Annotated in this window: 1 protein-coding gene; it reads right to left on the bottom strand. The window is 62.7% G+C overall.

From position 1 onward, the window contains the following. Window positions 1–50: 50 nt before the first annotated feature. The coding region (locus ABD323_RS42190) for a hypothetical protein (RefSeq protein WP_344447361.1) at window positions 51–236 on the bottom strand (186 nt) is incomplete at its 5' end.

Raw genomic sequence — 236 nt, 5'->3', positions numbered from 1 at the left:
ACCCCTCCCGGCGGGGCCGAAGTCACGTACTCACCAAGTCAGTCGACGGCTCACTTGCCGGGGCTGACCAGGACCAGGGTCTCGAGCTTGTTCCAGCTCTCGTAGAGGACCGAGATCGCGGTGTTGGTGTTGGGCACCTGGACGCTGCTGTACTTGTTCTCCTCGGACCAGTACTTGTTCTTCGCGTCGTTGAACGAGCTGACGCCCCGCGAGGACGGGATGGTGGTCAGCACGTC

Source organism: Kitasatospora nipponensis, assembly GCF_039528135.1.
GTDB lineage: Bacteria > Actinomycetota > Actinomycetes > Streptomycetales > Streptomycetaceae > Kitasatospora > Kitasatospora nipponensis.
This window is presented reverse-complemented; position numbering and strand designations above follow the sequence as displayed.